General features: G+C 71.9%; 27 protein-coding genes, 1 tRNA gene and 1 riboswitch. Of the genes, 8 read left to right on the top strand and 20 right to left on the bottom strand.

Annotated elements, in window-relative coordinates:
• Positions 1 to 239: 239 nt before the first annotated feature.
• Both ACF1AL_RS00515 and ACF1AL_RS00510 read right to left on the bottom strand, forming a co-directional pair.
• Positions 240 to 659, bottom strand: coding sequence for a DUF2267 domain-containing protein (locus tag ACF1AL_RS00515; RefSeq protein ID WP_391695220.1), 420 nt, complete (start codon positions 657 to 659; stop codon positions 240 to 242).
• A 347-nt stretch (positions 660 to 1,006) separates the two neighbouring features.
• A complete protein-coding gene (locus tag ACF1AL_RS00510) occupies positions 1,007 to 1,429 on the bottom strand; it encodes an Hsp20/alpha crystallin family protein (protein ID WP_366834300.1) in 423 nt (140 codons plus the stop codon).
• A 162-nt stretch (positions 1,430 to 1,591) separates the two neighbouring features.
• Here ACF1AL_RS00510 and ACF1AL_RS00505 point away from each other — a divergent pair, with 162 nt between their 5' ends.
• Positions 1,592 to 1,897: a hypothetical protein gene (locus ACF1AL_RS00505; protein WP_366834299.1), complete on the top strand. Its 306-nt coding sequence runs from the start codon at positions 1,592 to 1,594 to the stop codon at positions 1,895 to 1,897.
• Positions 1,898 to 2,037: 140 nt separating this feature from the next.
• Here ACF1AL_RS00505 and ACF1AL_RS00500 read toward each other — a convergent pair whose 3' ends face one another.
• A complete protein-coding gene (locus ACF1AL_RS00500; RefSeq protein WP_391694367.1) occupies positions 2,038 to 3,561 on the bottom strand; it encodes an MFS transporter in 1,524 nt (507 codons plus the stop codon).
• Positions 3,562 to 3,681: 120 nt separating this feature from the next.
• Positions 3,682 to 4,944, bottom strand: a complete 1,263-nt coding sequence (locus ACF1AL_RS00495; RefSeq protein ID WP_391659994.1) for a DUF445 domain-containing protein — start codon at positions 4,942 to 4,944, stop codon at positions 3,682 to 3,684.
• Positions 4,945 to 5,407: 463 nt separating this feature from the next.
• Here ACF1AL_RS00495 and ACF1AL_RS00490 point away from each other — a divergent pair, with 463 nt between their 5' ends.
• Positions 5,408 to 6,763 carry an SGNH/GDSL hydrolase family protein gene (locus ACF1AL_RS00490; protein WP_391825217.1) on the top strand — a complete coding sequence of 452 codons (1,356 nt, stop codon included), beginning with the start codon at positions 5,408 to 5,410 and terminating at the stop codon, positions 6,761 to 6,763.
• A gap of 86 nt (positions 6,764 to 6,849) precedes the next feature.
• Here ACF1AL_RS00490 and ACF1AL_RS00485 read toward each other — a convergent pair whose 3' ends face one another.
• The 4 genes from ACF1AL_RS00485 to ACF1AL_RS00470 all read right to left on the bottom strand — a co-directional run bounded on the left by ACF1AL_RS00485 (position 6,850) and on the right by ACF1AL_RS00470 (position 10,532).
• On the bottom strand, positions 6,850 to 7,689 hold the full coding sequence (locus ACF1AL_RS00485; protein ID WP_386416981.1) for a DUF1707 domain-containing protein: 840 nt from the start codon (positions 7,687 to 7,689) through the stop codon (positions 6,850 to 6,852).
• A gap of 200 nt (positions 7,690 to 7,889) precedes the next feature.
• On the bottom strand, positions 7,890 to 8,900 hold the full coding sequence (locus tag ACF1AL_RS00480; RefSeq protein WP_391825216.1) for an ATP-binding cassette domain-containing protein: 1,011 nt from the start codon (positions 8,898 to 8,900) through the stop codon (positions 7,890 to 7,892).
• 8 nt (positions 8,901 to 8,908) lie between these two features.
• Positions 8,909 to 9,673 (bottom strand): ABC transporter permease, encoded by a 765-nt coding sequence (locus ACF1AL_RS00475; protein ID WP_391779357.1) that lies wholly within the window; start codon positions 9,671 to 9,673, stop codon positions 8,909 to 8,911.
• Between the two features lie 58 nt (positions 9,674 to 9,731).
• Positions 9,732 to 10,532: an ABC transporter permease gene (locus ACF1AL_RS00470; RefSeq protein ID WP_391825215.1), complete on the bottom strand. Its 801-nt coding sequence runs from the start codon at positions 10,530 to 10,532 to the stop codon at positions 9,732 to 9,734.
• A gap of 830 nt (positions 10,533 to 11,362) precedes the next feature.
• Here ACF1AL_RS00470 and ACF1AL_RS00465 point away from each other — a divergent pair.
• A complete protein-coding gene (locus tag ACF1AL_RS00465; RefSeq protein WP_391825214.1) occupies positions 11,363 to 14,248 on the top strand; it encodes a transglycosylase domain-containing protein in 2,886 nt (961 codons plus the stop codon).
• A 147-nt stretch (positions 14,249 to 14,395) separates the two neighbouring features.
• Here ACF1AL_RS00465 and ACF1AL_RS00460 read toward each other — a convergent pair whose 3' ends face one another.
• The 3 genes from ACF1AL_RS00460 to ACF1AL_RS00450 form a co-directional block, all read right to left on the bottom strand.
• Entirely contained in the window at positions 14,396 to 14,716 is a 321-nt protein-coding gene (locus ACF1AL_RS00460; protein WP_361622581.1) for a multidrug efflux SMR transporter, read from the bottom strand.
• Positions 14,717 to 14,749: 33 nt separating this feature from the next.
• Positions 14,750 to 14,818, bottom strand: a riboswitch (guanidine-III (ykkC-III) riboswitch).
• Between the two features lie 113 nt (positions 14,819 to 14,931).
• Entirely contained in the window at positions 14,932 to 15,285 is a 354-nt protein-coding gene (locus ACF1AL_RS00455; protein ID WP_103784957.1) for a co-chaperone GroES, read from the bottom strand.
• A gap of 77 nt (positions 15,286 to 15,362) precedes the next feature.
• The gene (locus ACF1AL_RS00450) at positions 15,363 to 15,683 is read right to left on the bottom strand and encodes a DUF3618 domain-containing protein (protein ID WP_391825213.1); all 321 of its coding nucleotides are present in this window, start codon (positions 15,681 to 15,683) and stop codon (positions 15,363 to 15,365) included.
• Positions 15,684 to 15,776: 93 nt separating this feature from the next.
• Here ACF1AL_RS00450 and bcp point away from each other — a divergent pair, with 93 nt between their 5' ends.
• Both bcp and ACF1AL_RS00440 read left to right on the top strand, forming a co-directional pair.
• Entirely contained in the window at positions 15,777 to 16,244 is a 468-nt protein-coding gene (gene bcp / locus ACF1AL_RS00445; RefSeq protein ID WP_384203546.1) for a thioredoxin-dependent thiol peroxidase, read from the top strand.
• 39 nt (positions 16,245 to 16,283) lie between these two features.
• Positions 16,284 to 16,370: transfer RNA gene (locus ACF1AL_RS00440), tRNA-Leu, on the top strand.
• A 57-nt stretch (positions 16,371 to 16,427) separates the two neighbouring features.
• Here ACF1AL_RS00440 and rdgB read toward each other — a convergent pair.
• The 4 genes from rdgB to ACF1AL_RS00420 form a co-directional block, all read right to left on the bottom strand.
• Positions 16,428 to 17,030 carry an RdgB/HAM1 family non-canonical purine NTP pyrophosphatase gene (rdgB, locus tag ACF1AL_RS00435; protein ID WP_391659938.1) on the bottom strand — a complete coding sequence of 201 codons (603 nt, stop codon included), beginning with the start codon at positions 17,028 to 17,030 and terminating at the stop codon, positions 16,428 to 16,430.
• Between the two features lie 66 nt (positions 17,031 to 17,096).
• Positions 17,097 to 17,498 (bottom strand): hypothetical protein, encoded by a 402-nt coding sequence (locus tag ACF1AL_RS00430; protein ID WP_391779322.1) that lies wholly within the window; start codon positions 17,496 to 17,498, stop codon positions 17,097 to 17,099.
• A 171-nt stretch (positions 17,499 to 17,669) separates the two neighbouring features.
• Complete coding sequence (gene rph, locus ACF1AL_RS00425; protein WP_366834289.1) at positions 17,670 to 18,407, bottom strand: ribonuclease PH; 738 nt, start codon at positions 18,405 to 18,407, stop codon at positions 17,670 to 17,672.
• 77 nt (positions 18,408 to 18,484) lie between these two features.
• Positions 18,485 to 18,718, bottom strand: coding sequence for a glucose PTS transporter subunit EIIB (locus ACF1AL_RS00420; RefSeq protein WP_043440579.1), 234 nt, complete (start codon positions 18,716 to 18,718; stop codon positions 18,485 to 18,487).
• A 201-nt stretch (positions 18,719 to 18,919) separates the two neighbouring features.
• Here ACF1AL_RS00420 and ACF1AL_RS00415 point away from each other — a divergent pair, with 201 nt between their 5' ends.
• Entirely contained in the window at positions 18,920 to 20,239 is a 1,320-nt protein-coding gene (locus ACF1AL_RS00415) for a PTS transporter subunit EIIC (RefSeq protein ID WP_391825212.1), read from the top strand.
• 119 nt (positions 20,240 to 20,358) lie between these two features.
• Positions 20,359 to 21,606 carry a PTS transporter subunit EIIC gene (locus ACF1AL_RS00410; RefSeq protein WP_391694347.1) on the top strand — a complete coding sequence of 416 codons (1,248 nt, stop codon included), beginning with the start codon at positions 20,359 to 20,361 and terminating at the stop codon, positions 21,604 to 21,606.
• Between the two features lie 117 nt (positions 21,607 to 21,723).
• Here the strand turns inward: ACF1AL_RS00410 and ACF1AL_RS00405 are convergent, their stop codons facing one another.
• Positions 21,724 to 22,476, bottom strand: coding sequence for an MBL fold metallo-hydrolase (locus tag ACF1AL_RS00405; protein ID WP_366834284.1), 753 nt, complete (start codon positions 22,474 to 22,476; stop codon positions 21,724 to 21,726).
• Between the two features lie 238 nt (positions 22,477 to 22,714).
• On the opposite strand from ACF1AL_RS00405, the gene ACF1AL_RS00400 reads away from it, so the two are divergent.
• Positions 22,715 to 23,161, top strand: coding sequence for a type II toxin-antitoxin system PemK/MazF family toxin (locus ACF1AL_RS00400; protein WP_366834283.1), 447 nt, complete (start codon positions 22,715 to 22,717; stop codon positions 23,159 to 23,161).
• A 109-nt stretch (positions 23,162 to 23,270) separates the two neighbouring features.
• On the opposite strand, the gene ACF1AL_RS00395 is transcribed toward ACF1AL_RS00400, so the two are convergent.
• The 4 genes from ACF1AL_RS00395 to ACF1AL_RS00380 form a co-directional block, all read right to left on the bottom strand.
• Positions 23,271 to 24,221 carry a cysteine synthase gene (locus tag ACF1AL_RS00395; protein ID WP_366834282.1) on the bottom strand — a complete coding sequence of 317 codons (951 nt, stop codon included), beginning with the start codon at positions 24,219 to 24,221 and terminating at the stop codon, positions 23,271 to 23,273.
• Positions 24,222 to 24,227: 6 nt separating this feature from the next.
• Positions 24,228 to 24,506 carry a MoaD/ThiS family protein gene (locus tag ACF1AL_RS00390; protein WP_365666880.1) on the bottom strand — a complete coding sequence of 93 codons (279 nt, stop codon included), beginning with the start codon at positions 24,504 to 24,506 and terminating at the stop codon, positions 24,228 to 24,230.
• A 99-nt stretch (positions 24,507 to 24,605) separates the two neighbouring features.
• A complete protein-coding gene (locus ACF1AL_RS00385; protein WP_019065921.1) occupies positions 24,606 to 24,701 on the bottom strand; it encodes a putative leader peptide in 96 nt (31 codons plus the stop codon).
• A gap of 90 nt (positions 24,702 to 24,791) precedes the next feature.
• Positions 24,792 to 25,214, bottom strand: a complete 423-nt coding sequence (locus ACF1AL_RS00380) for a M67 family metallopeptidase (RefSeq protein ID WP_366834281.1) — start codon at positions 25,212 to 25,214, stop codon at positions 24,792 to 24,794.
• Positions 25,215 to 25,289 lie beyond the last annotated feature (75 nt).

Here is a 25,289-nt window from a genome sequence, read left to right as displayed (position 1 = left end):
GGTCGGACGCCATCCGGTTTCGGCCGGGACCTCCGATGCGCGGACGTGCGGGCCCCGGCCGGCGGCGTGCCCTTACGGCCGGAACCGCCGGTGCGCGGACGTGCCGTCCCGGCCGGGCGCCGTGCCCATTCGGCCGGGACCGCCGGTGCGCGGACGTGCGGTCCCGGCCGGTGCCGTGCCGTTGCGGCCGGGACCGCCTCCGCGCGGGCGGGCGTTGCCGCCGCCTGCGCGCGGGCGCGTTACTGCTGCGGGGCCAGGTCCGCCCTGCCGAACAGCAGGGCGTAGCCCGTGGGGAGTTCGGCAATGATGCGGTTCGTCAGGTCCTCGCCCAGCAGCGGCGGCAGGACGCTGAGGACGGAGCTGACGTCCCAGCGGGCCGTGGCCGGGGTCGCGCCCTCGATGCGGGCCGCCACCGCGTCCACGAACTCCGCCGCGGTCAGGCGGCGGGTGGCCGGGATCTGGGAGGCGACCACCGTTGCCGCCTCGTGCGGGAGCGCCTGGGCCAGCGCCACGCGCTCCTCGCCGATCACATGGCCGCCCAGCGCGGACAGGACGATACGGGTGACCCGTTCCGCCTCCGCTCTCGTCGTGTACTGGCCCGCCTCCTGCACCGCCTCGGTGAGGCTGCGCCAGCCCTCGTCCTGCTCCCTCGACGTCATCGGCTGCGGCAGTGTCCGCGGCTGTGAGGTCGTCGGCGCCGTCTGGTGTACCCGCGTCCGCGGCGCCTTCGCCGGGTGGGGCAGCGGCGGGGCGTCGGGCGTCCACGCCGGCGTGGTCAGCGTCGTCTTTGGTGTCGTCGTCTCCGGCGTCGTCGTCGGCATCGGCGTGTTCGGCACCGTCGTCGTCATGGGCGGCTCCTCCTCCTGGTCCCGGGCGGCCACGGGCAGGTGCATGCGGTGGACCGTGGCGCCCGTAACCGAATCCCCCGCGGGGCGGTTCGTACACGTCCCGCGGACCGGAAGGGGGACAACTCCGGCCGCGGGACGTTCTTTTGACCGACGGGCGGTCAGCTGTTCAGTTCCTTGCGCTGCCCTCCGCCGCTGATCTGGATGCGGCGGGGCTTGGCCTGTTCGGCGACCGGGATGCGCAGGGTCAGGACACCGGCGTCGTACGAGGCGTCGATGCGGTCCGTGTCGAGCGTGTCGCCGAGGAACAGCTGGCGGGTGAAGGCGCCCGTGGGCCGCTCGGCGGCGATCACTTCGGCGTCCTGGGGTGCGGGCGAGGTGCGCTCGGCGCGGACGGTGAGGACGTTGCGTTCGACGTCGAGTTCGATCGACTCGGGGTCGATGCCGGGGAGGTCGAAGTGGACCAGGAAGTCGTCCCCGTGGCGGTAGGCGTCCATCGGCATCGCGGAGGGGCGGGCCATGGCGCCGAAGACCTGCTGCGTGACGCGGTCCAGTTCACGGAACGGGTCGGTGCGCATGAGCATCACAGTTCACTCCTTCCCGTACGTGCTGCCTCATGCGGTGGCCTACGGTTTTTATATAGCTCCGGGGAAGAAAATTGACAAGGGGGGACTCAGGTACGCGGGCCGGCCTGGGCGCGGAGTTAGCCTCGGGGCAGACGGACTGGTCGGTGACAGGAGGCAGGCATGGCCAAGGTCCCCAGCGCGGTGGTCGCCGCGAGCGGGCTCGTCGGCGGGTACGGCGTGGCCCGGTGGACGAAGAAGCGGCAGCTCGGCGGGGCCGTACTGGCCGTTGCGGGCGCGGCCGCCGCGCAGCAGTGGCGGGCGCGGGCCGGCGGGAAGGCCGCCGGTGCGCTGACGGCCGCGTATGTCGCCGCCTTCGCGGGGTCGCATCCGCTGGCGAAGAAGGTCGGCGCCTGGCCGGCCGTCTTCGGCGTCGCCGGCGCCGTCGCCCTCGCCTCCTGGGCCGTCGCCGACCGCGACGCGCAGTAGGAGGGCCGGGTTCCGGCAGGGCACAGGCTGAGGGGCCGGTCCGAGTCGCTACGGCGACCGGGACCGGCCCCTTCGACGGCTTGCCTCCGCCTGCGCCGTCGCCTGCCTACGCCTGCGCCGCCGCCTGCATGCGCCTACGCCTACGCCGTCGCCGGATTCGACTCCGGCCGCCCCGGTGCCGTACCGGACGCGCCCGCGCCGGAGGCCTTCGTCACCGCGGTGAGCGGCTGGGCGATGTCCTCCAGGGAGCGGCGTTCCGCCTTCACCGCCAGGAAGGCGGCCACCAGGCCCGCCGCGCACATCAGCGCCGCGCCGATGGAGAACGCGAGGACCGTGTCGCCGACCTTGCCCGTGCCGGTCAGGTCGGCGAACAGCACCGGGCCGCTGATGCCGCCGGCCGCCGTGCCGAGGGCGTAGAAGAAGGCGATGGACATCGCGCGGGTCTCCATCGGGAAGACCTCGGAGACGGTCAGGTACGCGCTGCTCGCGCCCGCCGAGGCGAAGAACAGCACCGCGCACCAGCAGGCGGTGAGCGTCGTGGCGTTCAGGTGGCCCTGGTCGAACAGCCAGGCCGTGCCGAACAGCAGCAGGCCGGACAGCAGGTAGGTCCCGGAGATCATCACCCGGCGGCCGACCGTGTCGAAGAGCTTGCCGAGCAGCAGCGGGCCGCAGAAGTTGCCGACCGCGATGACGGCGAAGTAGTAGCCGGTGTGGTCGGACGGCACCTTGAAGAACGTCGTCAGGATCGCGCCGAAGCCGAAGGTGATCGCGTTGTACAGGAACGCCTGGCCGATGAAGAGCGAGAAGCCGAGGATCGAGCGGCGCCGGTAGCGGGCGAAGACCGTGCGGGCGATCTCCAGGAAGGTGACGCTGCCGCGCTGGTTGATGGTGATCTCGCCCTCGGGTTCCGGCAGCCGCTTGCCGCCCTGCTCGGACTCCACCCGCTGTTCGATGGAGGAGACGATTTCCTCCGCCTCCCGGTCCCTGCCGTGGATCAGCAGCCAGCGCGGGCTCTCCGGGACGTGGCGGCGGACCAGCAGGATGACCAGGGCGAGGACGGCGCCGAGCGCGAACGTCAGCCGCCAGCCGAGGTCCTTGGGCAGGATCGCGGTGTTCAGCGCGAGGATCGACAGCAGGGAGCCGCCGACGGCGCCGAGCCAGAAGCTGCCGTTGATGATCAGGTCGACGCGGCCGCGGTAGTTCGCCGGGATCAGCTCGTCGATCGCGGAGTTGATGGCCGCGTACTCACCGCCGATGCCGAAGCCGGTGAGGAAGCGGAACAGGAAGAACCACCAGGCGTCGAAGGAGAACGCGGTCAGGGCCGTGGCCGCGAGATACACCGCCAGGGTGATCATGAACAGCTTCTTGCGGCCCCAGCGGTCGGTCAGGCGGCCCCAGAACAGGGCGCCGGCGCAGGCACCGGCCACATAGAGGGCGGCTGCCGTGCCGGTGATCTGGCCGGAGCTGATGTCCAGCCCGCTGCCGGACTCCGACAGCCGGCTGGCGATGTTGCCGACGACGGTGACTTCGAGCCCGTCGAGGATCCATACGGTGCCGAGGCCGACGACGATCGTCCAGTGCCACCGGGACCACGGCAGGCGGTCGAGACGGGCGGGGATGTTCGTGGTGACGGTACGGCCGGTCCCGGCCTCCGCGGTGGTCATGGGCACCCTCCTCTGCGAGCGAACCGCTCGAACGGGTGCCCCGGCCTGCCCGCCTTACGCCCGGTCAGGCGCCCGGCGCCGCCCCGCGCCGGCTGCCCGGGCGCCCCGCCGGACCCCCGCTCAGGCCCCCAGCGCCTGCGTCACGACGTAGATCAGCAGACCGGCCAGGGAGCCGACGACCGTGCCGTTGATCCGGATGAACTGCAGGTCGCGGCCGATGTGCGCCTCGATCTTGCGGGTGGTGTGCTCGGCGTCCCAGCCGGCGACCGTGTCGGTGATCAGCGAGGTGATCTCCTTGCGGTAGGTGGTGACGACGTGCACGGCCGCGCCCTCCACCCAGCGGTCGACCTTGCCCTGGGTGCCCGGGTCGGACGCCATGCGGGCACCCAGCGCCAGCAGGGAGGCACGCACCCGCAGCCGCAGCTGGCTGCGCTCGTCCTCCGCCGCGGAGACGATCATGGAGCGTACGGCCGTCCACGCCGACGCGATCAGGTCCTGCACCTCGCCGCGGCCCAGCACCTCGCCCTTGAGCCGCTCCACCCGCGCCCGGGTGTCCGTGTCGGACTGCAGATCGCCCGCGAAGTCACCGAGGAAGCGGTCCAGGGCGCCGCGCGCGGGGTGGGAGGGCATGTCGCGCATCTCGGCGCAGAAGCGCAGCAGCTCCTTGTAGACGCGCTCGCCGACCTTGCGGTCCACGAACCGTGGCGTCCAGCCGGGGGCGCCGCCCTGCACGGCGTCCATCACCGAGTCGCCGTGCAGCACGAGCCAGTCGTGGGCACGGGTGACGATCAGGTCGACGACGCGCTTGTGGCCGCCGTCAGCGACGATCTTCTCCAGCATCTTGCCGAGGCCGGGGCCGATCTCCTGGGCGCCCGCGCGCCGGGTGATGGCCTCGCCGACCACCGCCTGCACGTCGGAGTCGCGCAGCACGGTCAGCGCGCCGCGCAGCGCGGTGGACAGCTCGGCGGTCACCCGGTCGGCGTTCGCCGGTTCGGCGAGCCAGGCACCGAGCCTGCTGCCGATGCCGACGGCGCGCAGCCGCTGCCGTACGACGTCCTCGGAGAGGAAGTTCTCCCCGACGAACTCGCCGAGGGAGACGCCCAGCTGGTCCTTCTTCGTCGGGATGATCGCGGTGTGCGGGATGGGCAGGCCGAGCGGGTGGCGGAAGAGCGCGGTGACCGCGAACCAGTCGGCGAGCGCGCCGACCATGCCGGCCTCGGCGGCCGCGGCGACGTACCCGGCCCAGGGGCCCGCGCCGGAGCCGTGCGCCCACTTCGCGAGGACGTAGACGACGGCGACGAGGAGGAGCAGACCGGTCGCGGTGAGTTTCATACGGCGCACACCGCGGCGGCGCTCCTCGTCGGCGGGGCCGAAGGCGGTCATGGCGCGTGCGGTCGTGGTCGCCCGGCCGGCCTGTGCCTCCGGTTCCTGGCCGGTCCGTGTCTCCGGTTGCCGGCCGGTCTGTGTCTCCGGTTGCCGGCCGGTCTGTGTCTCCGGTTCCATCCGCTCCATCCGATCACGGTGCTGCGACCCATTGTCTTGTCCGGTACCCCTCTCGTCCCCCTATGACCGACTCCGGGGGCGGGCGAAAGGTTCCCGGGGGCGGGGGCGGCGGGCGCCCGGGCCGCGGCCTTGCGGGTCCCGTTCCGCGGCCTTGCGTGTTCCCGCTCCGCGGCCTCGGGGCGGCCTGTCCGCGGCCTCGGGGCCGTCAGCCCGGGGCCGCGGGGTGGTTCGTCCCGGGGGCCCGTCGGTGGTCGTTTTTTCCTCATGCCGCATCATGAGGTGATCCTTTCGGAGTACCGGGCACCCGTCCCGGGCTCCCCTGGTCCGAGGAGAGACCTGCCCCATGACCAGGCGTCACGGCACCGCCCTGCTCTGCGCGATCGTCGCTCTCGTCGCGGTCGTGTCGGCCGGCCTGTACGTCTCCGTCGCCGGCACCGGCCTCGGCACCGGCGGCTCCGGCGCGCGCACCGCCGCCGCCCCGCCGGACTCCGCCGCGCCCGCGTCCACCGGGCTGTGGGTGGGCACCTGGTCCGCCGCGCCTTCCGGCACCGAACCGGGGACGGCCACGGGCGGCCTCGCCGGGCGGTCGGTGCGCAACGTCGTGCACACCAGCGTCGGCGGTACGAGTGCCCGCGTCACGCTGTCCAACCTCTACGGCGCCGCGCCGCTGACGATCACGCACGCCTCCCTCGCCGTCGCCGACCCCTCCGGCACCGCCACGGCGCGGCCGGACAGCATGCGGCGGCTGACGTTCGGCGGGGCCCCGAGGGTCGTCATACCGGCCGGCGGGCAGGTGGTGAGCGATCCGGCGCGGGTGGCGATACCCGCCGACGGCGACGTCCTGGTGACCACGTTCTCCCCCGTCCCGTCCGGGCCGGTCACCGTGCACCACCAGGCCCGGCAGATCTCCTACGTCGCCGACGGCGACCGCACCGAGAGCGTGAGCGGCACGCCGTACACCGGACGGGTGCCGTACTGGCGCTACCTGACCGCGCTGGACGTGCTCGGCCACGGGGCCGACGGCACCGTCGTCGTCTTCGGCGACTCGATCACCGACGGCTCCGCCTCGACGGTCGGCGCCAACCGGCGCTGGCCCGACGTCCTGGCGGACCGGCTGCGGGCGGCCGCCGAGGAAGGCCGGGAGGTGCCGCGCTACGGCGTCGTCAACGCCGGGATGAGCGGCAACCAGGTGCTCGCCGACGGGCCCGGGCGGCCCGCGCAGAACCCCAGCGGGCTCGCGCGCTTCGGCCGGGACGCGCTCGGCCGCTCGGGCGTCCGGGTCGTCGTGATCGACCTCGGCATCAACGACATCCTGCGCGCGCCCCGGCTCGCCGACCCCGAGCGGGTGCTCGCCGGGCTGCGGACCCTGGTGCGGCAGGCGCACGCGCGCGGGCTGCGCGTGGTCGGGGCGACGCTGATGCCGTTCGGCGGGCACCACGGGTACTCGGCCGCGCGCGAGGCGGTACGGCAGCGGATCAACGCCGAGATCAGAGCGGGGCACGTGTACGACGCGGTGACCGACTTCGACGCGGCCCTGCGCGACCCGTACGACCCGCGACGGCTGCGGGCGGAGTACGACTGCGGGGACCACCTCCACCCGAGCGACCTCGGCTACCGCCGGATGGCACAGTCCTTCGACCTGCGGCTGCTGACGAGCGGCGCCGAGGGATCGCTGAGCGTGGCGGGGGCGCGGACCTGAGGCCGGGCGGCTGCCTCCGCGTGGTCGCCGGACGCCGGTCGTCGGACGGGAGCCGGGGCGCCCCGTGTCAGTACTCCCCCCGCGCGTCAGTACTCCCCCCGCCTCCTGCGGTCGCGCCGCTCGCGGCGCTCCTCGCGGCGTTCGCGCTGGAGGTCGCGGCGCTCGTGCAGGAGGTCGCGGTGGTCCTCGCGCATGCGGCGGTGGGCCTCGCGGACGTCCTCGTGGAAGCCGGACTGGAGCTCGCGCAGCGACGCCCTGCGGTCCAGCTTCTCGCGGCGGCGCTCCTCCTTCAGCCGCAGCCGCTCCGCGCGCGGCAGCTTGCGCTCGATGCCGACGCCGCCCCAGAAAGCGAACCCGGTGACGATCACCCGGGGCGCGCCCGGCTCGCCCGCGTGGCCGGCCTCGTGGTGGTCGAAACCGCCCATGATCCCGATGCCGCGGACGACGACCTCGACGCCGGGCGGCACGACGATGTTCACGCCGCCCATGACGGCCACGCAGTTGATCACGACCTCGCGGTCGGCGAAGACCGCCTCGCGCAGGTCGAGTTCCCCGCCGCCCCAGAAGGCCACGCAGTCCATGCGGCGCGGCACGGTCCAGCGGCCCTTGCGCTGGAAGCCGGACATGATCGCCACGGCCCACTGCGAGGAGCCGTCGCCGCCGACGACACGGTCCTGCCAACTCCCGCTCACCGCGGGCTCCTTGGTCAGGGAGACGGGCGGTGCGGCCGGCGTCCCGGCGGCCGGCAGATCGCGGGTGATCGGCGCCAGTTCCCCGTAGGTGCGCGCCTTGTACGTCGCGTCGAGCCGTTCCTCGAACTCGGCCATGTCCAGGCGCCCCTCGGCGAGGGCGTCCCGCAGGATCTCGGCGACCCGCTCACGGTCGGCGTCGGAGGCACGGAGATCCGGGACTGCGTCGTCGGTCATGCGAGCAGCCTACGAGACACACCGGTCGGCGGCTACGACACCGGGTGACCGGCCGGGAGCGGGGACTACAGCACCGGCTGCCCCCGGCCGGGCGCGGGGTTACGGCACCGGCTGACCCCGGCCGGGCGCGGGGTTACGGCACCGGATGCTGGGCCGGGTGCGCTGGTTACCGCACCGGGTGCTGGCCCCTGCTGCGGTCGCTACGGCACCGGGTGCTGGGCCGGGTGCGGTGGCTGCTCGGCGTACATGCGCGCGATCACCGCCTCGATGTCGGGCTCCCGCACCGACAGGTCCACCAGCGGATACTCGGTCGCCAGCCGCGCCACCAGCGGGGCCGCCGACTGGGACGCCGGGAACGCCAGCCACTGGCGCGGGCCCTCCACCCGGACCACCCGGGCGGGCGCGGGCGCGTCGATCGGCGGGAGTTCGCGTTCCAGGTCCACCACCAGGGTCCGCTCGCTCTCCCCCGCCTCGTGCAGACCGGCCAGCGGGCCGTCGTACATCAGGCGGCCGTGGTCGATGACCATCACGCGGGAGCACAACTGCTCGATGTCCTGCAGGTCGTGGGTGGTCAGCAGGACCGTCGTGCCGCGCTCGGCGTTCAGGTCCCGCAGGAACGCGCGGACCTTGGCCTTCGACACCACGTCCAGGCCGATCGTCGGCTCGTCCAGGTACAGCACCTCCGGGTCGTGCAGCAGCGCCGCCGCGATGTCGCCGCGCATCCGCTGCCCGAGCGACAGCTGCCGGACCGGCACGTCCAACAGGTCGCCCAGTTCGAGGAGTTCCACGCAGCGGTCGAGGTTCTCCCGGTAACGGGCCTCGGGCACCCGGTACATGCGGTGCACCAGCCGGTAGGAGTCGATCAGCGGCAGGTCCCACCACAGCGTGGTGCGCTGCCCGAACACCACGCCGATGCGGTGCGCGAGCCGGGTGCGCTCACGGGAGGGGTCGATACCGGCGACGCGCAGCCGGCCGCCGCTCGGGGTGAGGATGCCGGTCAGCATCTTGATCGTGGTCGACTTCCCCGCGCCGTTCGGGCCGATGTAGCCGACCATCTCGCCGCGCGCGACCGTGAAGGACAGCGTGTCCACCGCCCGCACCTGCCGCCGCTCCCGTTTCAGCAGGCCGGTCCTGCGGCGGACGTCGAAGACCTTCTCGACCCGGTCCACCTCGATGAAGGGCCGCGCCGCCGTCGCCAGGGCATCCGTCATGCGTCCGCTCAACTCCCCGTACTCCGATAGGCCCGAAGCCCCGCCCGCCAGGCCACGCCGGCCAGGGCACAGCACGCCACCGCCACCAGCGGCGGCGCGAACGCCACCCAGCGGGGCAGGTCCAGCGGCATCGGCAGGCCCAGGACGTAGGCCGCCGGCAGCCAGTTCACGAACGCCAGCGGCAGGACGTAGACCACCCCGCGCACCAGTTCCGTGGCGAAGATCGTCGGCGGGTACTGCAGCAGCGTCGTCCCGCCGTAGGTGAACGCGTTCTGCACCTCCGAGGCGTCCTGCGCCACGAACTGGAACGCCGCGCCCGCCACGAACACCGCGCAGAAGATCACCCAGCCGCTGAGCAGCATCAACGGCATCAGCAGCAGCCGCACCGGCGTCCAGTCGACGTCCAGGTGCAGCAGCGCCCAGCCCAGCACCAGCGCGCCCTGCGTCACCCGGCCCAGGCGCCGCAGGCCGAAGCGGTCGGCGGCGACCTGCGCGAGCACCGGGGCCGGACGCACCAGCAGCACGTCGAGGGTGCCGTCGCGGACCCGCTTGCCGAGGCGGTCCATCGAGCCGATCGCCAGGTCGGCCCCGCCGAAGGCGACGGAGGACGCGCCGTAGAGGAACGCGACCTGGGTGAGCGAGTAGCCGCCGAGGGCGTCCACGCGGGTGAACATCAGCAGGATCGCCACGAAGTCCAGGCCGGTCAGGGCGAAGTTGCCGAGCGTGGTCAGGACGAAGCTCGTGCGGTAGGCGAGGGTGGAGCGGATCCACATGCCCGCGACCAGCCGGTACGTGCGGGCCGCGGCCGTGAGCCGGGCGAGTGCGGCGCGTTCAGCCACCCTGCACCACCACCCTGCGCGTCGCCACCGACTGCACGGCCCGGCCCGCCGCCAGCAGCACCACCGCCCAGCCCGCCTGGAAGAGGTACGTCCGCCACGGCACCGCGTGGCCCAGCAGTACGTCGGCCGGGGCCTGCAGCAGCGACGACCACGGCAGGGCGCGGACGATCTCGCCGATCACGCCGGGGAACAGGTTCAGCGGCAGCAGCATGCCGGAGCAGAAGAAACCGGTGATCAGCAGCATCTGCGTGACCCCGGTGCCGTCCAGCAGCCAGAACGCGGTCAGCGCCACCAGGTAGCGGATGCCGAAGCCGACGACCATCGCCAGCACCACGGCGAGAAGGAAGGCGGCCCAGGTCGCGGGGCGCGAGGGCAGCGCGACCGGGAAGAGCAGCGCGCCGAAGGTGAAAGGAATCACGCCCCGGCCCAGCAGCTGGAAGGAGGCCCGGCCCACGTCGGCCGCCAGCCACCACAGCTGCAGGTCGACCGGGCGGTACAGGTCGATCGCGATGTCGCCGGTGCGGATGCGCTCCATCAGCTCGTCCTCGACGCCTCCGCCGCCGATCGCGAGCGCGGACAGCAGCGCCTGGCCGAGCCAGACGTACGTCGTGGCCTGCGCCTGGTCGTAGCCGCCGAGGTGCGGTTTTTCGTTCCACAGGGCCAGGTAGGTGTATACCAAGATCAACCCGAAGACGGTGTTCGTGAACACCCCGGCGACCGTGGCCGCCCGATACGTCGCGTACCGTCTGAAACCGCCCACCGCGACGGCCGCGTACAACCGCCCCGTTCCCACGCCGACGACCTCCCGGCTCGCCCCGGCACCGAAGCGCAGGAGCCTAGTGCGTGTCCGCCGCGGGCCGCCACACGTTTTCCCGGCCGACGGCGGCCCGGTGCGGGCACCCGGGAACGAAACGCCCGCTGCGAGAGTCTTCAATGGGGGCGCTGAAGCCGTAAGTGGGCGCAGACGGCGCAAGTGGGCGCCGGCAGGCGCAGTAGGCCGTACGGGAACGTACGACGCGAAAACAGGAGTCCGTGCACGAGATGAGCGACGAGCCGCAGCAGCCGACCCCGGGCTCGGCGAAGCAGGAGCCCGGGACGGCCGCCGACCCCAAGGCCGCCAGAGCCGCCAGGGCCGCGCGAGCGGCGGCAGCCGCGCGAGCCGCCGCCGCGGGGGCCGCATCCGCGGGATCCGCTTCCACGGGGGCGACCGGAGACATGGGGGCCGCAGGCCCGGAGGCGGGGACCCGGGGGGCCGAGCGCACCGGGAAGTCCGGAGGGAACGGTCAGCCCGAGCAGGAGGCGACGACCGGACGTTCCGGGGCTGAAGCGGCCGAGCGGAAGTCCGGGTCCGGACGGAACGCGGACACCGGTCACGCCGCGGGGAACGAACAGACCGCAGACACCCCGGGCCGTCCGGCCGCGACGCGCGCGGCGAAGGGCGCGGGAGCGGGGCAGGGCGCCAAGGGTGGACGTACCGCCCCTACCGGTCCGGTGGCCGGACGCAACGCGACGGGTGAAGGCACCGGGCAGGGCGCCGCGGGCGCCGGTCGCAGTGAGGGCTCGCCCTCCGGTGAGGCCTCCGCGGCCGCGCGGTCCGCCGTGCCTGCGGACCCTTCCGAGACCATGCAGCTCGCGAAGGCCGACGTGAAGGCCGACGTGACCGGGGACGGTGCGCGCGGCTCGCAGAGCCGTTCGGTCGGGCGTGCCGCCGCGGGGGCTGTGCCTGCCTCCGACGACACGGACGACACGGCGGCCGCACACCCCGCCGCTACCGGCCCCACCGCTTCCGGTCCCGCCGCGGCCAGGTCCTCCCGCGCCGCACGCGCGGCGAAGGCCGCGGGCGCCGGTGCCGCAGCGAGCACGTCCGCCGCCGGCGCCGCGGCCGGCTCCACCGCCTCCTCGGGCGCGCAGGCCGCCGGTGCCGGGGCGGCGTCCGCCGCCGGTGCCGTCGGGGCCGCCGCAGCCGCCCGGGCCGCACGCGCCGCGCGGGCCGCGCAGGCCGCCGGTGGTGGAGCGGCATCCGCGGGCGGTCCCGCGGGCCCCGCCGGCGCCGCAACCGGCACGACCGCTGCCGCCGGTGCCGCGCGCGCCGCGCAGGCCTCCGGTGGCGGCGACGTTCCCACCGCTCACGCCTCCGACGCTCCCGCCGGTGGCGGGGGTGGGGGCAAGAAGGGCAAGCGGCCCAAGCGGACCGGGTGGCGGCGGCTCGTGCCGACCTGGCGCATGCTGCTCGGGACCCTCGTCCTCGGCATCGTCGTGATCGCGGGGCTGTTCCTGCTCGGCTACTCCATGGTGAAGATCCCGTCGGCGAACGCCATGGCGACCAAGCAGTCCAACGTCTACTTCTACGCCGACGGCACCGAGATCGCCCGCGACGGCGAGATCAACCGGGAGAACGTCTCCCTCGCCCAGGTCTCCAAGGCCGCCCAGCACGCCGTGCTCGCCGCCGAGGACCGCGACTTCTACAGCGAGTCCGCCGTCGACCCCAAGGCGATGATCCGCGCCGGCTGGAACACCGCCACCGGCAAGGGCAAGCAGTCCGGCTCCACCATCACCCAGCAGTACGTGAAGAACTACTACCTGGGCCAGGAACAGACCGTCACCCGCAAGGTGAAGGAGTTCTTCATCGCGATCAAGCTCGACCGCGAGAAGAGCAAGGACCAGATCCTCGAGGGCTACCTCAACACCAGCTTCTTCGGCCGCAACGCCTACGGCATCCAGGCCGCCGCCCGCGCCTACTACGGCATCGACGCCGTCGACCTGAACGCCGCCCAGGGCGCCTACCTCGCCTCCCTGCTCAACGCACCCAGCGAGTACGACATCGTCGCCCACCCGGAGAACCGGCGCGCCGCCGAGGCCCGCTGGAACTACGTCCTGGACGGCATGGTCAAGAAGGGCTGGCTGAGCCAGGCCGACCGCGCCAAGGCGAAGTTCCCCGCGCCCAAGGAGGAGACCCGCTCCACCGGCATGTCCGGCCAGCGCGGCTACATCGTCGACGCCATCAAGGACTATCTGCGCGAGAACAAGATCCTCGACCCCGACGACCTGGAGCGCGGCGGCTACCGCATCACCACGACCCTGCAGAAGGCCAAGCAGGACGCGTTCGTCGAGGCCGTCAACGACAAGCTGATCAGCAAGCTCGACAAGAAGAACAACCCGCGCGACCGCTACGTCCGCGCCGGCGGCGCCTCCGTCGACCCCAAGACCGGCAAGGTCGTCGCCATGTACGGCGGCATCGACTACGTCAAGCAGTACACCAACGGCGCCACCCGCGGGGACTTCCAGGTCGGCTCCACCTTCAAGCCGTTCGTGTTCACCTCGGCCGTGGAGAACGGCGCCACCACCCAGGACGGCCGCCCGATCACCCCGAACACGATCTACGACGGCACCAACAAGCGGCCCGTCCAGGGCTGGGACGGCGAGCCCTACAGCCCGGAGAACGAGGACCAGGTCTCCTACGGCCCCATCACCGTCCGCGAGGCCACGGACAAGTCCGTCAACGCCGTCTACGCGCAGATGGCCGTCGACGCCGGCCCCGCCAAGGTCAAGCAGACCGCGATCGACCTCGGCCTGCCCGCCGACACCAAGGAGCTGTACGCCTCGCCGTCCATCGCGCTCGGCGTCGCCAACGCCAGCGTGCTCGACATGGCCGAGGCCTACGCCACGCTCGCCAACCACGGCCGGCACGGCACGTACACCCTGATCGAGAAGATCACCAAGGGCGGCGAGACCGTCCCGCTGCCCGCCCGCACCACCCGCCAGGCCGTCAGCCGCGAGGCCGCCGACACCACCACGGCGATCCTGCAGAGCGTCGTCGAGAACGGCACCGCCACCGCCGCGCAGGCCGCCGGCCGGCCCGCCGCCGGCAAGACCGGCACCGCCGAGGAGGACACCGCGGCCTGGTTCGCCGGCTACACCCCCGACCTCGCCACGGTCGTCTCCGTCATGGGCCAGGACCCCGACACCGCCGCGCACAAGTCGCTGCGCGGCGCGCTCGGCCTGAACCGCATCAACGGCGGTGGCGCACCCACCGAGATCTGGGCGCAGTACACGAAGGACGCCCTGGAGAACACGCCGGTCAGCGACTTCGACCTGGAGCTGCAGGACGGCGCGGACGTCTCCCAGGCGCCGCCGAGCACGGACCCGTCGCAGCAGCAGCCGGGCACCGTCGGCGGCGGTGACGGCGGCTCGACCGGCGACACCACCGGCACCGCCCCGGCCACGCGGGGCCAGACCCAGGGGCAGACGCAGGGCCAGACCGGCACGCCGACCACCGGCGGCACCACCACCGGCGGCACGACCGGCGGCACCCCGACCACCGGCGGCGGGGGCACCGGCACCACCGGCGGCTCCGGCACCACGGGCACCACGACCGGCGGCGGCAGCGGAACCGGTGGCTCCGGCACCACCGGCGACACGACCGGCGGAGGCACCACCGGCGGCGGAACCGACGGCGGCGCCGGCGGCACTCCCGGAGGCGGCACCTCGGACGGCGGCACCTTCCCGTAGAAGACGGGGGCCCCTTGCCCGTAGAAGGCGGGAGCCCCTTCCCGTGGAAACGGCCCGCGCCGCCCCGCACATCGACGGGGCGGCGCGGGCCGCGGTCTGTGGCCGGACGGCGCCTTCGGAGTCAGTGGCCGGACGCCGCCTTCGGAGTCAGTGGCCGGACGTCGCCTTCAGACCGACGACGGCCACCAGCAGCAGACAGATGAAGAAGATCCGGGCGGCGGTCGCCGGCTCACCCAGCACCACCATGCCCAGCACCGCCGCCCCGGCCGCACCGATGCCCACCCACACGCCGTAGGCGGTGCCGATGGGCAGCGAACGGGCGGCGTACGACAGCAGCACCATGCTCGCGACGATGCCCGCGCCGGTGAACACACTCGGCCACAGACGGGTGAAGCCCTCGCTGTACTTCATCCCGATCGACCAGCCGACCTCGAGCAGACCGGCGACGACCAGCAGAACCCACGCCATGACGGCACCTCCGGAAGATCACTCCTGAACGGGGGTGCGTCGTCTTTGCCTTGGCCCGGTACGGCGCGTCTCGTCGGGCTGTGCTTTCGAAGGTAGCAAACAAGCAGCACAAGGGGCCGGTGACGATGGTCACCGGCCCCTTCGGACCGCTGAAGGACAGGTACCGGGCAGACACCGGCCGGGCACCGGGCGGACACCCGGCCGGTGCCGACGGGTCAGAGGTACAGGCCCGTGGAGTCCTCCGACCCCTCGAAGCGGTCGGCCGCCACGGCGTGCAGGTCGCGCTCGCGCATCAGCACGTACGCGATGCCCCGCACCTCCACCTCGGCCCGGTCCTCCGGGTCGTACAGGACCCGGTCGCCCGGCTCCACGGTCCGCACGTTCTGCCCCACCGCGACGACCTCCGCCCAGGCCAGCCGGCGACCGACCGCCGCGGTGGCCGGAATGAGGATGCCGCCACCGGAACGCCGCTCGCCCTCGCTGGTGTCCTGCCGCACGAGGACTCGGTCGTGCAGCATGCGGATGGGCAGCTTGTCGTGCTGGGTGCTGTCGTTTCTGTTGGCGCTCACGCCACTGAACCTACCTGCCTGAACCGGATTCGTGAGCGGGTGGGTGGGCCTCTGTGCCCCGGCAGCGCTCCACCGCGTCAGTCCTTGCGGCGCCGGGTGCCCAGGGCGAGCAGCCCGACCACCACGAGCGCGACGGGCACCACGCGCTCCAGGCGCGGCTGGCCGTCCTCGTCCGTGAACTGCGCCTTCACCTCGCTGACCACCCGGTTGACCTGGACGTAGGCCCGCCCGACCGTGTGGTCGAGGTTGGCGACGACCTTCGCCTTCGCATCGCCGACGATCGTCTTCGGGTGCACCCGCACCCCGATCTCGTCCAGCGTCTCGGCCAGCACCTGACGACGGCGCCTGATGTCCGCCTCGATCTGCGCCGGGGTTCTCGTGTCCGACGTGTCCGCCACCGTACGGCCTCCGAAGTGAGAGGATGCTGTTCTGGACAGTCTGTCAGTTCCTGGTCCCGCCGCACGGTCAGGACCCCCGGTTACGCTAGCCCGATGAGCGAGCGACTCCAGCCGGGGGACGTGGCCCCCGCCTTCACCCTCCCCGACGCCGACGGCAACCAGGTGTCCCTCGCGGACCACAAGGGCCGCAAGACCATCGTGTACTTCTACCCCGCAGCCCTTACCCCGGGCTGCACCAAGCAGGCCTGCGACTTCACCGACAATCTCGAGCTGCTGGCCGGCGCCGGGTACGACGTCATCGGCATCTCTCCCGACAAGCCGGAGAAGCTGGCGAAGTTCCGCGAGAAGGAGTCCCTGAAGGTCACCCTCCTGGCCGACCCGGACAAGCAGGTCCTGGAGGCCTACGGCGCCTTCGGCGAGAAGAAGCTGTACGGCAAGACGGTGGTCGGCGTGATCCGCTCGACGGTCGTCGTCGACGAGGACGGCAAGGTCGAACGCGCCCTGTACAACGTCAAGGCGACCGGCCACGTGGCCAAGATCATCAAGGACCTCGGCATCTAGCCGCGCTGCCCGGCCAGTAGCATGGCCGGGCAGCACCAGGCGGCCGTGGTGGAACTGGCAGTCACGCTGGGTTTAGGTCCCAGTGGGGTAACTCCCGTGAGGGTTCGAGTCCCTCCGGCCGCACCAGCACGCAGCACTCGGCACCGGTGGGCCGTTACGCGGCGCCGACGGGCCGTACCGCTCTCAGCCCAGCAGTTCCCGCACCACCGGCACCAGGGCCCTGAACGCCTTCCCGCGGTGGCTGATCGCGTTCTTCTCGTCGGCCGTCAGTTCCGCGCAGGTCCGGCTCTCGCCGTCCGGCTGGAGGATCGGGTCGTAGCCGAAGCCGCCGGTGCCCGCGGGGGCGTGGCGCAGGACGCCGCGCAGCTGGCCCTCGACGACCCGTTCCGTGCCGTCGGGGAGGGCGAGGGCGGCGGCGCAGGCGAAGTGGGCGCCGCGGTGTTCGTCGGCGATGTCGGCGAGCTGGGCGAGGAGGAGGTCGAGGTTGGCCTGGTCGTCGCCGTGGCGCCCGGCCCAGCGGGCGGAGAAGATGCCGGGGGCGCCGTTCATGACGTCGACGCAGAGGCCGGAGTCGTCGGCGACGGCGGGGAGGCCGGTGGCCTGGGCGAGGGCGTGGGCCTTGAGGAGGGCGTTCTCGGCGAAGGTGGTGCCGGTTTCCTTGACGTCGGGGATGTCGGGGTAGGCGTCGGCGCCGACGAGTTCGTGGGGCAGTCCGGCCTCGGCGAGGATGGCCTTGAGCTCGGTGATCTTTCCGGCGTTGCGGGTGGCGAGGATCAAGCGGGTCATGCCGTTCAGTATCGCGGGCCGGGCCGGCGGCCGGTCATGCCGCCCGCATGGCGCCGGTCGGCGTCGTCACGGGGTGCAGACCTTGGTGAGTTCGCCGGCCGCGTCGGTGACCGGGGTGAGGTCGGGGGTGCGGTCGCCGTTGCGGACGGCGGTGCGGACGTTGCCGACGGCTTTGCGGAGGTCGTCGACGGCCTTGTTGACGTCGGTGTTGCCGGTCTTGTCGCCGATCTTGTCGAGGTTGCGGTCGATGGCGGCGAGGGCCTGGTCGGTTCGGGTGGGGTCGTTGGCGGCGTTCTCGACGGCTTGCTGGAGGTCGGTGACGCTGTCGGCGATGGAGTCGGCGGTCTGCACGCAGTCCAGGGCCTTGCCGACGGCGTCGCAGCCGGTGGTGAGGCCGGCGGTGAGTGCGACGGCGGCGATCGCGCCGGCGACGGTGGTGGTGATGCGGCGGCCTCGGCTCGCGGCCATGATCGGTGTCCCTCCCCTGGCGGCCTCCCGGCCGCCGTGTCCCTGGCGGCCTCCCCGGCCCCCGTGTTCCTGGCGGCCTCCCCGGCCGCCGTGTGTGCCTTTCGGTATCCGTTCTGACGCGAGGACGGGCGGCTCGGTTGCTCGGGCCGCCCGTCTTTCTTGGCGCGTCTTTTACTTTTCGGCGGTGGCCGCGAGGGCCGCTCGCTGGAGCGTGGCGAGTTCGGCGCAGCCGGCGACGGCGAGGTCGAGGAGGGCGTCGAGTTCGGCGCGGGCGAAGGGCTCGGCCTCGGCGGTGCCCTGGACTTCGACGAAGCGGCCGTCGCCGGTGCAGACGACGTTCATGTCGGTGTCGGCGCGTACGTCTTCCTCGTAGGCGAGGTCGAGCATGGGGACGCCGCCGATGATGCCGACGGACACGGCGCTGACGGTGCCGGTGAGGGGCTGGCGGCCGGGCTTGACGAGCTTCTTGGCCTGGGCCCAGGCGATGGCGTCGGCGAGGGCGACGTAGGCGCCGGTGATGGCGGCGGTGCGGGTGCCGCCGTCGGCCTGGAGGACGTCGCAGTCGAGGACGACGGTGTTCTCGCCGAGGGCCTTGTAGTCGACGACGGAGCGCAGGGAGCGGCCGATGAGGCGGCTGATCTCGTGGGTGCGGCCGCCGATGCGGCCCTTGACGGACTCGCGGTCGCCGCGGGTGTTGGTGGCGCGGGGGAGCATGGAGTATTCGGCGGTGACCCAGCCTTCGCCGCTGCCCTTGCGCCAGCGGGGGACGCCTTCGGTGACGGAGGCGGTGCACAGGACCTTGGTGTCGCCGAAGGAGACGAGGACGGAGCCTTCGGCGTGCTTGCTCCAGCCGCGTTCGATGGTGACGGGGCGGAGTTGTTCGGGGGTGCGGCCGTCGATGCGAGACATGCGGCTGAGCCTATCCGGAGCGGCGCGAGGGGCTCCTCCCGTGGTGGGAGGAGCCCCTCGTGGGTGACCGGCTTCGGTCACATCATGTCTTCGATCTCCGCCGCGATCGGGTCGGCGTCGGTGCCGATGACGACCTGGATGGCGGTGCCCATCTTGACGACGCCGTGGGCGCCGGCGGCCTTCAGGGCGGCCTCGTCGACCAGCGAGGCGTCGTGCACTTCGGTGCGCAGGCGGGTGATGCAGCCCTCGATCTCGTCGATGTTGTCGATGCCGCCGAGCCCGGCGACGATCTTCTCAGCCTTGCTGGCCATGTTCCGTCTCCCTGAACTACCTGATCCGAACCGCTATGTCGCAGTAACCCACAGTTGGCCCAACTTCGCGAGCGGTCATGTCGTCTGTACCGAATGATGGCGATCACGACAGCGGAACCGAACCGTACGCAACTGGTCTACACCAGCTGAAGGACGGTCGCCAAACCCGCCCCTGCCTCCGGGGGCCGGAAGGACACCGCCATGAGTGCCGAGAGCGCCGCCGCCGCACCGCGTCCCGTGAGCCCCGTGCGCCAGCACTGGAACCGTTTCTTCCAGGGCCTGCAGAAGATGGGGCGCAGTCTGCAGCTGCCCATCGCCGTGCTGCCGGCCGCGGGCATCCTGAACCGGCTGGGCCAGCCGGACGTGTTCGGGGACGACGGCCTGGGCTGGACGAACGTGTCCAAGGTGATGAAGGGTGCCGGCGGTGCGCTGCTGGACGGCTCCATCGGTCTGCCGTTGCTGTTCTGCATCGGCGTGGCGATCGGCATGGCCCGCAAGGCGGACGGTTCGACGGCGCTGGCGGCGGTGGCGGCGTTCCTCGTCTACTACGGGGTGCTGCACCAGTTCCCGGAGGGCTGCCCGGGCGGGTCGAAGGCGATCGCGGACATCGGCTGCCAGGTGACGGTGGGGGCGGACACCGGTTCGGTGACGGCGTTCACGTTCCAGAATCCGGGTGTGTTCGGCGGCATCGTCCTGGGTCTGCTGACGGCGTTCTTCTGGGCGCGTTTCCACCGGACGAAGCTGGTGGACTGGCTGGGCTTCTTCAACGGGCGCCGTCTGGTGCCGATCATCATGGCGTTCGTGGCGATCGCGTTCGCGGCACTGTGCCTGTGGGTGTGGCCGCCGGTCGGGGACGCGCTGGAGAGCTTCAGCAAGTGGCTGCGGGACGCGGGCTCATGGGGCGCGGGTGTCTTCGGGGTGGCGAACCGGGCGCTGCTGGTGATCGGTCTGCACCAGTTCCTGAACGTGCCCATCTGGTTCCAGTTCGGGACGTACACGCCGCCGGGCGGAAAGCCGGTGCACGGTGACATCAACATGTTCCTGGCGGGCGATCCGAACGCGGGTCAGTTCACGTCGGGCTTTTTCCCGATCATGATGTTCGCGTTGCCGGCGGCGGCGTTGGCGATCGCGCACACCGCGAAGCCGCACCGCCGCAAGGAGGTGGGCGGTCTGATGCTGTCGGTGGCGCTGACGTCGTTCGTGACGGGCATCACCGAGCCGATCGAGTACTCGTTCCTGTTCATCGCGCCGCTGCTGTACGCGGTGCACGCGCTGCTGACGGGTGTGTCGATGGCGGTGACGTGGGCGCTGGGCGTGCACGACGGCTTCAGTTTCTCGGCGGGGCTGATCGACTACGTCATCAACTGGAATCTGGCGACGAAACCGTGGGCGATCATTCCGATCGGTCTGTGTTTCGCGGTGGTCTATTACACGGTGTTCCGTTTCGCGATCACGAAGTTCGATCTGAAGACGCCGGGGCGGGAGCCGGAGGAGGAGGTGGAGGACACCACCAAGGCATAACCGCATAACGCTGCGCACCCCCGCGGTCACGGGAATCGCGGGTTCCTTATCGCGCCTTCATCGTGCTACAACAGGTCTACACCACTGAGTGGTGTAGACCACCACCCGATGGAGGACGTATGAGCACCGCCACCGCAACGGCGGCTCCCGCAAAGAAGCGGGGATCCGGCCTTTTTCAAGGCCTGCAGAAGGTCGGCCGCAGCCTGCAGCTGCCCATCGCCGTACTGCCGGCGGCGGGCATCCTCCTGCGCCTGGGACAGCAGGACATTCACGACAAGCTGAACCTGCCCGACAAGGTCACGGCGGTGTTCGCCACGGCCGGTGGCGCGATCTTCGACAACCTGCCGATGCTGTTCTGCATCGGTGTCGCGATCGGCTTCGCCAAGAAGGCCGACGGCTCGACGGCCCTCGCCGCCCTGGTCGGCTTCCTGGTGTACAGCAACGTCCTGAAGGCGTTCCCGGTCACCGAGGCGAAGATCCAAGCCGGCGAAGACATAGCTGCAACTTACAACAACCCTGGGGTGCTCGGCGGCATCGTCATGGGTCTGTTGGCCGCCGTGCTGTGGCAGCGCTACCACCGCAAGAAGCTGGTGGACTGGCTCGGCTTCTTCAACGGCCGCCGTCTGGTGCCGATCATCATGGCGTTCGTCGGCACCGCCATGGGTGTCTTCTTCGGCCTGGTGTGGGAGCCGATCGGTGAGGTCATCTCCAACGTCGGCGAGTGGATGACCGGCCTCGGCGCGGTCGGCGCCGGCCTGTTCGGTCTGATCAACCGCGCGCTGATCCCCGTCGGCATGCACCAGTTCGTCAACACCGTCTCCTGGTTCCAGATCGGCGACTTCAAGGACGCGGCCGGCCAGGTCGTCCACGGCGACCTGAACCGCTTCTTCGCCGGTGACCCGACCGCCGGGCAGTTCATGTCGGGCTTCTTCCCGATCATGATGTTCGGCCTGCCGGCCGCCGCGATCGCCATCGCCCACAGCGCCCGCCCCGAGCGCCGCAAGGCCGTGCTGGGCATGATGGTCTCCCTCGCCCTGACCTCCTTCGTCACCGGCGTCACCGAGCCCATCGAGTTCGCGTTCATGTTCATCGCGCCCGTGCTGTACGCGATCCACGCCGTGCTGACCGCGCTGTCCATGGCGATCACCTGGGCGCTCGGCGTCCACGCCGGCTTCACCTTCTCGGCCGGATTCATCGACTACGCCCTGAACTGGAACCTCGCCACCAAGCCGTGGATGATCATCCCGATCGGTCTGGTCTTCGCCGCGGTCTACTACGTGCTCTTCCGGTTCGCGATCACCAAGTTCAACCTGCCGACCCCGGGCCGCGAGCCCGAGGAGGAGGTCGAGGACCTCACGAAGGCGTGAGCCCCGCCCACGACGGCACGAAGGCCCCCCGGAGCACTGGGCGCTCCGGGGGGCCTTCCCCGTTCACCGGACCGGATGCCGCAGGCCCGTCGGGCCGGGCCCCGGTCCGCTCCCGGATCAGATCTCGTACGACTGCCTCGGGGCCGCCAGGTGCACCGGACCGTCGTAGACCGCGCGGGCGTCGGTCAGGTTGACCTCGGGGTCCGTCCACGGGGGGATGTGGGTGAGGACCAGGCGGCGCGCGCCGGCGCGGGTCGCCGTCTCGCCGGCCTCGCGGCCGTTGAGGTGCAGGTCGGGGATGGACTCCTTGCCGTGCGTGAAGGCGGCCTCGCACAGGAACAGGTCCGCGTCCCGGGCGAGTTCGTCCAGGGTGGGGGTGACGCCGGTGTCCCCGGAGTACGTCAGCACCTTCCCGCCGTGCTCGATGCGGATGCCGTACGCCTCGACCGGGTGGGCCACGCGTTCGGTGTGCACGGTGAACGGGCCGAGCTCGAAGGTGGACGGCTTGACCGTGTGGAAGTCGAAGACCTCGCTCATCGAGGAGGCCGACGGGGTGTCGGCGTAGGCCGTGGTCAGGCGGTGCTCGGTGCCTTCGGGGCCGTACACCGGCAGGGGCGCGCAGCGGCCGCCGTCGTGGCGGTAGTAACGCGCGACGAAGTACCCGAGCATGTCGATGCAGTGGTCGGCGTGCAGATGGCTCAGGAAGATCGCGTCGAGGTCGTAGAGACCGCAGTGGCGCTGCAGCTCGCCCAGGGCGCCGTTGCCCATGTCGAGAAGCAGCCGGAAGCCGTCGGCCTCGACGAGGTAGCTCGAGCAGGCCGACTCCGCGGACGGGAACGACCCCGAGCAGCCGACGACGGTGAGCTTCATGAAGCAGAAACCTCCGCTGGCGGGGACCGGAAGAAAAGGGGGGCGACGGGGGTCGTGCGGTCCGTCGAGCGTAAGGCGCAAAACTCCTTGTCGCTCCTCCACCAGGGGCTGTTGTGGGCGAACTCACCTGCGCTGTCACCGGTTCGGATGGACGTGGGGGCCGGTGAGGGCGGCGGGGGCGGCCATCGGCGTGACGAGGGGGGCGCGCCCGGGTGGGGTGCGCCGGTAACGTCGTCTTATGGAGACGTCCTGGTGGCTGGCGCTGGCGGCGATGGTGCTGCTCGCGGTCGTCGCCGTGCTCGTGGACGGCTGGGGGCGCGGGCGGCGCGCGGGACGGCGCGCGCGGTGGGCGGGTCGTGGGGCGGGCGGGGCGCTGCGGCCGCGGCCGGCGGAGATCTGGTGGGCGCAGGTGCCGCACGAGGACGGGCCCGAGCGCCGGGACCGGCCCTGTCTGGTGCTGTCGGTGCACGGGCGCCGGGTGCGGGTGGTGAAGATCAGCACGAGGTACCACGACGAGCGGTCCGGGGTGATCCCGCTGCCGCCGGGTTCGGTGGGCGACGTGCAGGGCCGGGCGGGCTTCCTGCAGACGGACGAGCTGCGCGAGGTCCGGATGGGCGACTTCCGGCGCCGGGTGGGCGTGGTGGACCCGGTCCTGTGGGACCAGGTCCGTCACTTGGCCGGTTAGAACCTGCCGGCCTGCCGCGTCCGGTGAGGGCCCGTCGCACCGGTCAGGCCCTGTCGCGTCCGGTCACACCCTGCCGCGTCCGGTCAGGACAGGTCGTACCGGGCGGCGTTCACGCCCAGAGCTGGCCCTGGAGCGTCTCGATCGCTTCCTCCGTCGTGGCGGCCGTGTAGACGCCGGTCGACAGGTACTTCCAGCCGCCGTCGGCCACGACGAAGACGATGTCGGCGGACTCCCCCGCCTTGAGCGCCTTCCTGCCGACACCGATCGCCGCGTGCAGGGCGGCGCCGGTGGAGACGCCGGCGAAGATTCCCTCCTGCTGGAGGAGCTCCCGGGTGCGGGTGACCGCGTCGGCGGAACCGACCGAGAAGCGGGTGGTGAGGACGGAGGCGTCGTACAGCTCGGGGACGAAGCCCTCGTCGAGGTTGCGCAGGCCGTAGACCAGGTCGTCGTAGCGCGGCTCGGCGGCGACGATCTTGACGTCCGGCTTGTGCTCGCGCAGGTAGCGGCCGACGCCCATGAGGGTGCCGGTGGTGCCGAGGCCCGCGACGAAGTGGGTGACGGAGGGCAGGTCGGCGAGGATCTCCGGGCCCGTGGTGGCGTAGTGGGCGCCGGCGTTGTCCGGGTTGCCGTACTGGTAGAGCATCACCCAGTCGGGGTGCTCGGCGGCCAGTTCCTTGGCGACGCGGACGGCGGTGTTCGAGCCGCCGGCGGCCGGGGAGGAGATGATCTCCGCGCCCCACATGCCGAGCAGGTCACGGCGTTCCTGCGAGGTGTTCTCGGGCATGACGCAGACCATGCGGTAGCCCTTGAGCTTGGCCGCCATGGCCAGCGAGATGCCGGTGTTGCCGGAGGTGGGCTCCAGGATCGTGCAGCCCGGGGTGAGGCGGCCGTCCTTCTCCGCCTGCTCGATCATGTGCAGGGCGGGACGGTCCTTGACGGAGCCGGTGGGGTTGCGGTCCTCCAGCTTGGCCCAGATGCGCACGTCGTCGGACGGCGACAGCCGCGGCAGCCGCACCAGGGGGGTGTTGCCGACCGCGGCCAGGGGGGAGTCGTACCGCATCGCCGATCAGGCCATACCGCCGGCCACGGCCGGCAGGATCGTGACGTTGTCGCCGTCGGACAGCTTGGTGTTGATGCCGTCGAGGAAGCGGACGTCCTCGTCGTTGAGGTAGACGTTGACGAAGCGGCGCAGCTGGTCGCCGTCCACGATGCGGGCCTGGATGCCGGCGTGCCGGGTCTCGAGGTCGGCGAACAGCTCGGCGAGGGTGTCGCCGGTGCCCTCCACCGCCTTCTGACCGTCGGTGTACTGGCGGAGGATGGTCGGGATGCGGACCTCGATGGCCATGGCTCAGGGCTCCTGTCGGAAGGTGTCGTCGGTTCGGTCAGGCGCGCACGGGGCAGCGGCGCGCCGCGGCTCACGGCCGGACGGCGGCAGCGGGGTGGATCAACAGATGGCGCTGTTCAGCCTGCACAGGTCGACGTGCAGCCGCGCCACGAGCAGCGTGCCCGGCGCCTTGTCGCTCACGTCGAGAAGAACCATGGGCTCATCGTATCGATTCCCGGACCCGGTCCCGGAGTGTGATTCCGTATGCCGGACGGATTTCGTCCGCCCAGCGAGACCGGACGGCGTTCAGTAGGCCTCGACGACCCTGACCTCCTCCTCCGTGACCTCGCCGTCCACGATCCGGAAGGAGCGGAACTGGAAGTCGCCGAGGCCGTCGGTGTCGGCGGTGGAGACGAGGACGTAGTGGGCGCCGGGCTCGTTGGCGTAGGAGATGTCGGTGCGCGAGGGGTAGGCCTCGGTGGCCGTGTGGGAGTGGTAGATCACCACCGGCTCCTCGTCGCGGTCGTCCATCTCGCGGTAGAGCTTGAGCAGGTCGCCCGAGTCGAACTCGTAGAACGTGGGCGACATGGCCGCGTTCAGCATGGGGATGAAGCGCTCGGGGCGGTCCGAGCCGGCCGGGCCCGCGACGACGCCGCACGCCTCGTCGGGGTGGTCCTTGCGCGCGTGGGCGACGATCTGGTCGACGAGGGCCTGGGTGATGGTCAGCATGGGGGTCAGGATAAGCAGAAGGGCCGCCCCGTACCGAGGGTTGGTACGGGGCGGCCCATATGCCGGACGTCCTGA

Source organism: Streptomyces sp. NPDC014801 (assembly GCF_043082085.1).
Classification (GTDB): Bacteria; Actinomycetota; Actinomycetes; order Streptomycetales; family Streptomycetaceae; genus Streptomyces.
Note: the sequence above shows the minus strand (reverse complement) of the source record. Positions and strands in the feature narration are given on the sequence as shown.